Here is a 9,660-nt window from a genome sequence, read left to right on the forward strand (position 1 = left end):
CGCGTCACTCTCCGGTGATGTCGTCGACGCCGCTCTGGTACTGGTCGCCGAGGGTGCTGAGCATGTCGTCGGGTGAGGTCGAACCGTTCACGAGCTCTTGTGTGCCGGCGACGAGCTGGTCGTAGAACGTGGGCGTGGGCCAGTCGGGGTAGAAGGCGAGCCCGTCGCGCTCGAGGAGCGTGTTGAAGTTCGCGATGAGCTCCTGGCTCTTCGGGTCGGTGATGTCGGCCGGGTCGGCCTTGACGGGCACGCCGCCGTTGTTGCCGATGAGGTTCTGGATCTCGGGGCGCATCGTGATGTCGATGAACTTCGTCGCGAGGTCCTTGTTGGCGGCGTTCTCGGGGACGACCCAGAGGTTGCCGCCCGAGCCCGGAGCCATCTCGCTGCCCGGGAACAGGAACGTGCCCCAGTCGAAGGTCGCCTCATCGGCGACACGGCCGGCCCACCAGCTGCCGGAGACCATGATCGGCGCGCCGCCGCTCATGAACGTGGTGCCCATGTCCTCGGCCTTGATGCCCGTGACGTCCTTCGAGATCCAGCCGTTGTCGACGTACTCCTGCAGCTTCTCGGCCGCGTAGGTCAGCTCGGGGCCCTGCCAGTCGACGTCGCCCTCGTAGAGCTGGTAGTCATCGACGAACGAGCGGTCGGCCTGCGAGAGGGCGAGCTGGTAGAAGAGCTGCCCCAGCGGGTACTCGGCACCGGCCTCGGCGAGCGGGGTGATGCCGGCGTCGGCGAAGGTCTGCAGCGCGGCCTCGAACTCGTCGTACGTGGTCGGCACCTCGATGCCCTGCTCGGCGAAGGCGTCCTTGTTGTAGAAGACCTCGACGTACTCGCCGTAGTTGGGGATGCCGTACCAGCTGCCCGAGCCCATGATGCCGCGCTCGTCGTACTTCGACGTCGTGGCGATCGACGGGGCGAGGTCGTCGTCCCAGCCGTACTCCTCGACGGCGTCGTCGAGGTTCGACAGCAGCCCCTGGCTGGCGAGCAGACCGGCGGTGGCGTTGCCCTTGTTGTACTCGAGGATGTCGGGGGCCTCGTCGGAGTTCAGCACCTGGCTGGCGGTCGAACGGATCTGCTCGAAGCTCTTCGCCTCGAACTCCACGGTCGCGCCGGTCTCCTCCTCGAAGGTCTCGATGGCCTGGTCCCAGGCGATGCCCATCGCGCTGGTCTCGCTCTCGAAGTGCCAGAGCTTCAGCGTGTTCGGGTCGGATGACCCTCCGCCGCCGGCGGAGCAGCCGGCGAGCAGTGCGGCGGTGGCTACGAAGGCCGTGCCGGAAGCGGCGATGCGTCGTTTGTTCAAGGTTCTACCTCCTCGTAGAGTGCCCATCGCCTTCATCGTCGAAGCGTTTCGACGATGAACAGGGGGCGACGGAGCGGGTGGTGATTCGGTGGTGGTGCTGTTGTGCTGTGTGCTGCGGTGGTGCGGTGGTGCGGTCGGGTGGGTTCAGGAGGCGCGGGTCGGCTCGATGACCGACCCCTTCGCCAGATAGGTGGGCGCGATCAGCTCGACACCCGTGTCGACGCGGCCGTCGATGCGGTCGAAGGCGGCCTCGACCGCTCGCGAGCACATCTCGTCGATCGGCAGCGGGATGGTGTCGAGCGGCGGGTCGAGCTCGTCGGCGGGGTAGCTGGCGCAGGCGGCCAGCACCGAGAGGTCTCGAGGGATGTCGACGCCGAGCCTGCGCAGATGCTGCATCGCGGCCTCGGCGGTGGGCTCGCTGCAGTGGAGCACCAGTGCGGTCATGTCGGGCAGTCGACCGCGGAGCTCGTCGACGGCGCGGATCGCGGAGGCGCGACCGAGGTCGGTCGCGACGGTCAGGCTCTCGACGCCCCGATCGGCGGCGCGGGCCGCGAAGGCGTCGTCGAAGCGTCGGATGAAGCCGGTGTCGCGCTCGAGGTACGAGGCGGGGTGGCCGATGACCCCGATCGACCCGTGACCGTGGTCGGCGAGGCGGTCGACGACGAGACGCGCGGCCGACTCGAAGTCGAGATCGATGCAGGCGAGGTCGTCGACGTCGCGCGGGATCCCGATGAAGCCGGCCGGGAGGTCGAGCTCTCGCACGAGGTCGACGCGCTCGTCGACCGTCGCCACGCCGAGGGCCACGACCCCGTCGACGAGCGAGCTCGAGGCGACCCGGCGGATGCCCGAGACCTCGTCGTCGGTGGCGAGCAGCAGGACGTCGTAGTCGCGACGGCGCGCGGCCTCGACGACCGCGGTGACGAACCGCATCTGCGTGGGCTGGTGGTTGTCGGCACGGATCGGCGCGCTGAGGGCGAGGATGTTGGTGCGCGCGCCGGCCAGCATGCGGGCCCCGGCGTGCGGGCGGTAGCCGAGACGCTCGACGGCGTCGGTGACCCGCTGCCGCGTGCTCGAGGCGATCGAGCGTTTGCCGGAGAGGGCGTACGACACCGTGGAGATGGAGACGCCGGCGGCCTGCGCCACATCGTGGATCGTCGCCATCGTGACCTCACCGTCTCGTCGTCGTGTCGTCCGACCCGTCGAGGCGAAGCGCTTCGACGAGGTTCGAGAGGAGACGATACGACAGCTCCGACCGATGCGCAAGGCGTTTGTCGCCGCCGTCAACAAATGCCCGCAGCCCCTCGACCGAGCCGCCTCGGACGTATAAGTTGTAAGCGACAACAATCGCGACCAGCGCCTCCGGCGACTCGCGCCATCGACCACGAAAGGGACACCGATGTCCGTCACCCCCACCCGCGAAGACAAGTTCTCGTTCGGCCTCTGGACGATCGGCTACACCGGAGCCGACCCGTTCGGCGGCCCCACCCGCCCCGACCTCGACGTGGTCGAGGCCGTCGAGAACCTCGACCGCCTCGGCGCCTACGGCCTGACCTTCCACGACGACGACCTCTTCGCCTTCGGGTCGACCGAGGCCGAGCGCCAGAAGCAGATCGACCGCCTGAAGGGCGCGCTCGACGCGACCGGCATCGTCGTGCCGATGGTCACCACCAACCTGTTCAGCGCACCGGTCTTCAAAGACGGCGGGTTCACGTCCAACGACCGCGGCGTGCGCCGCTTCGCGCTCCGCAAGGTGCTGCGCAACATCGACCTCGCCGCCGAGCTCGGCGCCGAGACGTTCGTCATGTGGGGCGGCCGCGAGGGCGCCGAGTACGACAGCGCCAAAGACGTGCAGGCCGCCCTGTCGCGTTACAAGGAGGGCGTCGACATGCTCGCCCAGTACGTGACCGACAAGGGCTACGGTCTGCGCTTCGCCATCGAGCCGAAGCCCAACGAGCCCCGCGGCGACATCCTGCTGCCGACCCTCGGCCACGCGATCGCGTTCATCGACACGCTCGAGCGCCCCGAGCTGTTCGGCGTCAACCCCGAGGTCGGCCACGAGCAGATGGCGGGCCTGAACTTCACGGCCGGCATCGCTCAGGCGCTCTACCAGGGCAAGCTGTTCCACATCGACCTGAACGGTCAGCGCGGCATCAAGTACGACCAGGACCTCGTCTTCGGTCACGGCGACCTGCAGAACGCGTTCTCGCTCGTCGACCTGCTCGAGCACGGCGCCCCTCAGGGCGGCCCGTCGTACACCGGCCCCCGCCACTTCGACTACAAGCCGTCGCGCACCGAGACCATCGACGGCGTCTGGGAGTCGGCCGCGGCCAACATGCGCATGTACCTGCTGCTGAAGGAGCGCGCGCAGGCGTTCCGCGCCGACCCCGAGGTGCAGGAGGCGCTGGTCGCCAGCCAGGTCGCCGAGCTGTCGACCCCCACCCTCGCCGAGGGCGAAGGCTACGACGCCCTGCTCGCCGACCGCGCCTCGTACGAGGACTTCGACGCCGACGCGCACTTCGGCGGCCACGGCTACGGCTTCGTCCGCCTGCAGCAGCTCGCGGTCGAGCACCTGATGGGCGCTCGCGGCTAGATGCGAACGCGCCAGCGTTCGCGCCGCGAGCGCTGACGCGCTCCAGCGCGTCAGACGGAGCTAGATGCGGCTGAGGCCCATGACGGGTCGTTCACTCACCGGTGGGCGACCCGTCGTCGTGCGTCGACCCCGATCAGTGCCGCATGGACGCGCGGTGCGACGATCTCGGCCCACCGGCGGTGCAGGGTCGACCACGAGAACAGGTCGCGGACGGTCATGTCCGCGAGGGCCGCGAGCGGGAAGTCGACGTGGTCGACGCCGATCAGCTCGCGCGAGAGGCGCTCGGTGACCGCGTTGAGCCGGTCGACCTGCGCCGTGATCAGACGGGAGGCGAGCGGCGGGATCGGTCGGAACTGGGCCATCGGCGGGATGGCGGCGAAGACCACGGCGCACTCCTCGCCGGCCTCCTGCCGGATGCGGCCGACGAGCAGCCGCAGATCGCGCTCCCACGCGCTGGGGCTCGTGGCCGACAGCACGTCCGCGATCCCGAGGAACACGACAGCCGCGCTGGCCCCCTCGGCCGAGAGCGACGGCATGGTGACGGCGGTGCGCGCCGTGAGGACGGGCGAGGTGAGCTCCGACCAGGTGAGGCCTCGACCCCGGGAGTGAGCCACGCGCGAGGCGACCTGACTCGATGTCGTCATGCCGTGGCTCAGCACGCCCATGCCCGCGACGGCGATGCTGCCGATGAAGGCGATCCGCTCGGGGGACGGCCCGGTGATCGCCGGGCTGCGCTCGTCGCGGGGGAAGACGGCGGACGCGAGGTCGCGTCGGTACACCTCCAGGTGGAAGGCGAGCAACGGCCGCCCGAGGGTGACGAGGACGGCCATCGGCCCCGAGAAGCGGGTGGCGACGGTGCGGTCGGGGTGGGGCTGGGGCATGCGGTCCTGGTGACGTCATCGCCGCGGGCGGCGAGGGGATCTCCGAGCGAGACCGCTCACGAGTCTCTGGGGGGAGCGCCCGTCGATCCAGACGCATTCGCAATGGGGACAATGCGTGCGTTCCGCTCATCGTCCCCTCAAATGCGGACACGGGCAGACGAAACGCTGATGAGAAGGTCTTTCCATCGAGGGGAGGCACTCGAGAGGCACGAGTGGACGCGGGAACGGCCCCACGAATTGGGGCCACGTCGTGACGACCCAGGGGGCCATGTTGCACACGACTGTGCAAGATCATAAGATCGCACCGTGACCACGACTCCTTCGACCCGGCGAGCGCCCCGGCGCGACGCCACCGCCAACCGCGAGGCGCTGATGGCGGCCGCCGTGCGCCTCCTGAACACCGACCCGGGGGTGCCCCTCGAGGCGATCGCGGCCGAGGCGGGCCTGTCGCGGCGCAGCGTCTACGGGCACTTCGCGACCCGCGACGACCTCGTGCGCGAGGTGACGCTGCGCGGCGCGGCGCGCATCGGGGCCGCGGCCGTCGTGCAGCCGAGCTCGAGCGATCCGGTCGTGCAGCTCGCCGCCCTCGGCGCGCGCCTGTGGTCGGAGGTCGAGCACGTGCGGGTCATGGCCCAGTTGACCGTCCGCGGCCCGCTGATGCACGTGGTCGGCGAGGCGCTGGCGCCCCTGCGGGCCTTCGTCCGCGAGACCGTCCGGCGCGGCGTCGTCGAGGGCCGGATGCGCTCCGACATCGACGTCGACACGCTGGCGCACCTGGTCGAGGGTGCCGCGTTGTCGGTGCTGGACGAGGCGACCGCGCGCGATCTCGGTCGCGCCGAGGGGCACCGGCTCGTCATGCTGGCCGTGCTCGCCGTCGTCGGCCTCGGCTGGCGCGAGGCCCAGGAGCTCATCGCGGGCAGCCCCGAACTCGAGCTGGGCGCCCCGGCGGCCGGCGGCGCCCCCACCGACGCCTCCGCATCCCTCGGCGACCCCGCCGACGCGGCGGTGTCCGCATGAGACTCGAGCTGCTCGGCGCGGCAGTCGGCGACGGCCCCGGCGCCCCTCTCGCCCCGCTCACCGTCACCGCCGACCGGGGCATCCCCGGCTTCGTCGCCGTCGAGACCGAGAACGGCCCGACCGTCGCGAGCCTCGTCGCCGGCGGGCGGATGGCACCCGAACGCGGCCGCGTCCTGCTCGACGGGAGCGACGACGCCGACGCGATCCGCGCCTCCTTCGCCCTCGTCGACACCCCCGGCGTGGCCGAGCCGTTCGGCTCGCTCACCGTCTCGCAGGTCGCCCGCGAGGAGCTCGCCCTGGCGGGTCTCCGCAGCGACCGCGCCTCCGTCTCCCTCCTCGTCGAGTCGCTCGGTCTCGACGGGCACCGGCGCACCCGCCTGCACGCGCTCCCCACCGAGCGCCGCGTGCGACTGCTCACCGAACTGGCCGTGCTGCGCCCCGACGTGCGCGGAGTCGTGCTCACGACGCCCGAGCGGCACGGCGGCGACGTGCACGCCTGGCTCGACGTCGTCGGCGATCTGGTCGCCCGCGACTACACGGTGCTGACCGTGACGAGCTACGCGGCCCTCGCCCAGGCCTCGATCCCCTCGCCCGACGTCGACGACGACGCCCCGTCTCCGACACCCGAAAGCGACCCCTCGTGAAGATCGTCACCCTCGTCCGTTCCGAGTTCCAGCGGCTGACCTCGACGGGGCTCGCCCGCCTCGCCCTCGTCGCGCTGATGACGGTGCCGCTGCTCTACGGCGGCCTGTACCTGTGGGCCAATCAGGACCCGTACGCGAAGCTCGACAAGGTCCCCGCCGCGCTGGTGGACGCCGACTCGGGCGCCGTGTCCGACGGCGAGACCGTCGACTACGGCGCCGATGTCACGAAGGAGGTGCTCGACGGCGGCGACTTCGACTGGCACGAGACGACCGCCGAGGAGGCGCGGGCCGGCCTCGAAGACGGAACGTACGACTTCACGTTCACGATCCCGACGGACTTCAGCGCCGACCTCGTGTCGGCGTCGAGCGACGACCCGCAGCGCGCGCAGATCGTGCTCGCGACCAACGACTCCAACAGCTATCTGTCGACGACCATCGCCGAGCAGGCCGCCAAGACCATCAGGGCGTCGGTCACCGAGCGGGTCGGCAAGGAGGCCGCGACGCAGCTGCTCGTCGGGTTGTCCGACATCCGCACCAGCCTGGGCGACGCGGCCGACGGCGCCGCGCAGCTGAACGACGGCCTCGGGACGAGCGTCGGGGGTGCGGATCGACTCGCCACGGGTGCGGCCGACGCCCGTGACGGCGCCGACCGGCTCGCTGCCGGCGCCTCCGACGCCCACGACGGCGCCGACCGGCTCGCGACGGGGGCCGCCTCGGCCGACACCGGCGCTCGCACACTCGCCGACGGCGTCGGAGCGCTGAGCACCGGCGCGACGACGCTCGACGCCGGGTTGCAGCAGCTGCGCTCGAGCACCGCCGAGCTGCCCGCGCAGACGCAGGCGCTCGCCGACGGCGCCGCCCAGGTGGCGGCGGGTAACGATCAACTGGCGACGACCGTCGCCGGGGCCGCCGCCGACAGTCAGACCGCGGTCGACGCGCTGCCCGAGGCGCAGGCCGCCGCGCAGTCCGACATCGCCGCCGCTCTGGCGGCGCAGGGCTACGACGCCGATCAGATCGCGGCCATCGCCGCCACGTTCGCCCCCGTCACCGACGACCTCACGACACGACTGACCGGCGCGAACACGCAGCTGCAGGCGCTGAACGGCTCGGTCGCGCAGCTCTCCGCCGGTGCCGACCAGGTGGCCGCGGGCACGAGCACCCTCGCCGAGCAGACCCCGGCGCTGACCTCGGGCATCTCGTCGGCCGCCGACGGCTCGGCGCAGCTGTCGACCGGCGCCGCGACGGCGGCCTCGGGGGCGACCGACCTCGCGACCGGACTCGGCACGCTCGACTCGGGCGCCGCCTCCCTCGCCGACGGCCTCGGCACCCTCGACGCCGGCGCGACCACACTCGCGTCGGGGCTCGACACGCTCGCCACCGGCACCGTCGATCTGCACGACGGCCTCGTGCAGCTGCGCGACGGCAGCACGACCCTCTCCGACGGGCTGCAGAACGGGCTCGCGCAGATCCCGGCGAGCACCGACTCGAGCCGTGACGACCAGGCGTCGGCGATCTCCGACCCGGTGTCCGTCACCGATCGCGCCCTGACCAGCGCCGGCACGTACGGCGCCGGGCTCGCCCCGTTCTTCATCAGCCTGGCGGCGTGGATCGGCATCTACGCGCTGTTCCTGATCGTCAAGCCGCTGTCGAAGCGGGCGATCACGGCCGTCAAGGCGCCGGGTCGCGTCGTGGCCGCCGGCTGGCTGGCGCCCGCGCTGCTCGGCCTGGTTCAGATGGTGGCGCTGTTCGGCATCGTGACCGGCCCGCTCGGCTTCGACGTCGTGCACCCCTGGGCCATGGTGGGGCTGATGGTGCTGGCCTCGGCCACGTTCGCGGCGATCATCATGATGCTGAACGTGCTGCTCGGCAGCGTCGGGCAGTTCCTCGGGCTCGTGCTGATGGTCGTGCAGCTCGTCACCGCCGGCGGCACGTTCCCGTGGCAGACCCTGCCCGCTCCGCTGGCGGCCCTGCACTTCGCCCTGCCGATGAGCTACGCCACCGACGGACTGCGCCAGGTGATGTACGGCGGCAGCCTCCCGACCGCTGCCGGAGACGCGGGCGTGCTCGCCTGCTGGCTGCTGGGAGCCCTGCTCGTCTCGTACCTGGCCGCCGCCCGGATGACCCGCCGACGGACCCTCCGCGACCTCCGACCGTCGCTGATCGGCTGACACCCGGCCGCCCTGGGCGGCACCGCCCGAGGCGGGGAACCGAGGAGGCGCGGGTCGAGACCATCTCGACCCGCGCCTCCTCCCGTGGCATGTCGCCTTGACGTGCCACATGCCGGTGAACAAAACTGTCGTGATGCACACGCACCGCGCGACACCCTTGCCCGCCGTCCTGGCCTACCCGATGCATGGGCAGACCAAATTCACGACCGAGGGGTACCGGACGCGCGACGCCCACCTCGTGGAGTGGCTCGGGCGCCTGACCGGAGACCGCGGGGGCGTCGCCGTGGTGTCGCGACCGGAGCCTGCGGTGCTCGCGGTCGGGGCGTCGTGGCGGGGCGGGCGGCCGGGGCGGCGACGACTGGGCGGGCCCCCCGGTGTCGCGGCAGGGACGCGGCCGATCGAGACGACCACCTGGCGGCTGCCCGACCCGCGCGACCGACGGCGGTGGTGGGTCCGCTCCGCCGACGCCTACCCGGGGCTGACCCATGCCTGGCGCGATGTCCCCGCCGTGGTGTGGAACCCCTTCACGGCACTCGCCCTCCCGCACGCGAACCCGTTCGTGACCGGACGCACGACCGTGCTCGACCTGCTCGACGACTGGACCGTGCACCACGCGTTCGCGGGCATCCGATCCGACGTCGAGCGCGCCTACGCCGCCGCCTTCGCCTCGGCCTGCCAAGTGACGGCCAATGCCGAGGGCACGGTCGAGCTCGCCCGCCGCTTCGGCCGCGACGACGTCGTGCTGCTGCCGAACGGCTGCGACCCCGAGCGGTTCGACAGCACGTCGGCCGCGACGGGTCCGCTCACCGTCGGCTACGTCGGCAAGATCGGACGGCGTCTCGACCTGGGCGGCATCGTCGCCTGCGCCGAGGCCGAGCCCGACGTGCGCTTCGTCTTCGCCGGCCCCGTGCTCGACCGCGAGTACCACCGGCCCCTCGCGGCGCTGCCCAACGTGACGCTGCTGGGCGACGTGCACTACGACGACGTGCCCGCCCTGCTGCGGACCTTCGACGTCGGCTGGGTGCCGCACCGGGTGGGGAGCGGGGAGCGGGCCGGGGGC

8 protein-coding genes are annotated in these 9,660 nt (G+C 71.8%); 5 read left to right on the forward strand and 3 right to left on the reverse strand.

Annotated elements, in window-relative coordinates; genetic code table 11:
* Positions 1–4: 4 nt before the first annotated feature.
* Both ACZ6JE_RS13475 and ACZ6JE_RS13480 read right to left on the reverse strand, forming a co-directional pair.
* Positions 5–1,300 (reverse strand): ABC transporter substrate-binding protein, encoded by a 1,296-nt coding sequence (locus ACZ6JE_RS13475; protein ID WP_244637295.1) that lies wholly within the window; start codon positions 1,298–1,300, stop codon positions 5–7.
* Between the two features lie 144 nt (positions 1,301–1,444).
* On the reverse strand, positions 1,445–2,461 hold the full coding sequence (locus ACZ6JE_RS13480; RefSeq protein ID WP_464319276.1) for a LacI family DNA-binding transcriptional regulator: 1,017 nt from the start codon (positions 2,459–2,461) through the stop codon (positions 1,445–1,447).
* A 235-nt stretch (positions 2,462–2,696) separates the two neighbouring features.
* Here ACZ6JE_RS13480 and xylA point away from each other — a divergent pair, with 235 nt between their 5' ends.
* Entirely contained in the window at positions 2,697–3,890 is a 1,194-nt protein-coding gene (gene xylA, locus ACZ6JE_RS13485; protein ID WP_192061551.1) for a xylose isomerase, read from the forward strand.
* Positions 3,891–3,985: 95 nt separating this feature from the next.
* On the opposite strand, the gene ACZ6JE_RS13490 is transcribed toward xylA, so the two are convergent.
* On the reverse strand, positions 3,986–4,771 hold the full coding sequence (locus tag ACZ6JE_RS13490) for a GDSL-type esterase/lipase family protein (protein ID WP_464319277.1): 786 nt from the start codon (positions 4,769–4,771) through the stop codon (positions 3,986–3,988).
* A 306-nt stretch (positions 4,772–5,077) separates the two neighbouring features.
* Between ACZ6JE_RS13490 and ACZ6JE_RS13495 the strand changes: the two genes are divergently transcribed.
* The 4 genes from ACZ6JE_RS13495 to ACZ6JE_RS13510 all read left to right on the forward strand — a co-directional run.
* Positions 5,078–5,788: a TetR/AcrR family transcriptional regulator gene (locus ACZ6JE_RS13495; RefSeq protein WP_320479464.1), complete on the forward strand. Its 711-nt coding sequence runs from the start codon at positions 5,078–5,080 to the stop codon at positions 5,786–5,788.
* Entirely contained in the window at positions 5,785–6,432 is a 648-nt protein-coding gene (locus tag ACZ6JE_RS13500) for a hypothetical protein (RefSeq protein WP_464319278.1), read from the forward strand. Before ACZ6JE_RS13495 ends, ACZ6JE_RS13500 begins: the two co-directional genes overlap by 4 nt.
* Complete coding sequence (locus ACZ6JE_RS13505; RefSeq protein WP_464319279.1) at positions 6,429–8,600, forward strand: YhgE/Pip family protein; 2,172 nt, start codon at positions 6,429–6,431, stop codon at positions 8,598–8,600. The genes ACZ6JE_RS13500 and ACZ6JE_RS13505 overlap by 4 nt, the downstream gene beginning before the upstream one ends.
* 133 nt (positions 8,601–8,733) lie before the next feature.
* Positions 8,734–9,660: hypothetical protein (locus ACZ6JE_RS13510; RefSeq protein WP_464319280.1), on the forward strand; the 927-nt coding region annotated here is incomplete at its 3' end.

The organism is Frigoribacterium sp. AC759 (assembly GCF_979256015.1).

Coding starts and splice junctions, on each gene's coding strand:
- ACZ6JE_RS13480 (WP_464319276.1), bottom strand. CDS start 2,461: ATGGCGACGATCCACGATGTGGCGCAGGCCGCCGGCGTCTCCATCTCC.
- xylA (WP_192061551.1), top strand. CDS start 2,697: ATGTCCGTCACCCCCACCCGCGAAGACAAGTTCTCGTTCGGCCTCTGG.
- ACZ6JE_RS13490 (WP_464319277.1), bottom strand. CDS start 4,771: ATGCCCCAGCCCCACCCCGACCGCACCGTCGCCACCCGCTTCTCGGGG.
- ACZ6JE_RS13500 (WP_464319278.1), top strand. CDS start 5,785: ATGAGACTCGAGCTGCTCGGCGCGGCAGTCGGCGACGGCCCCGGCGCC.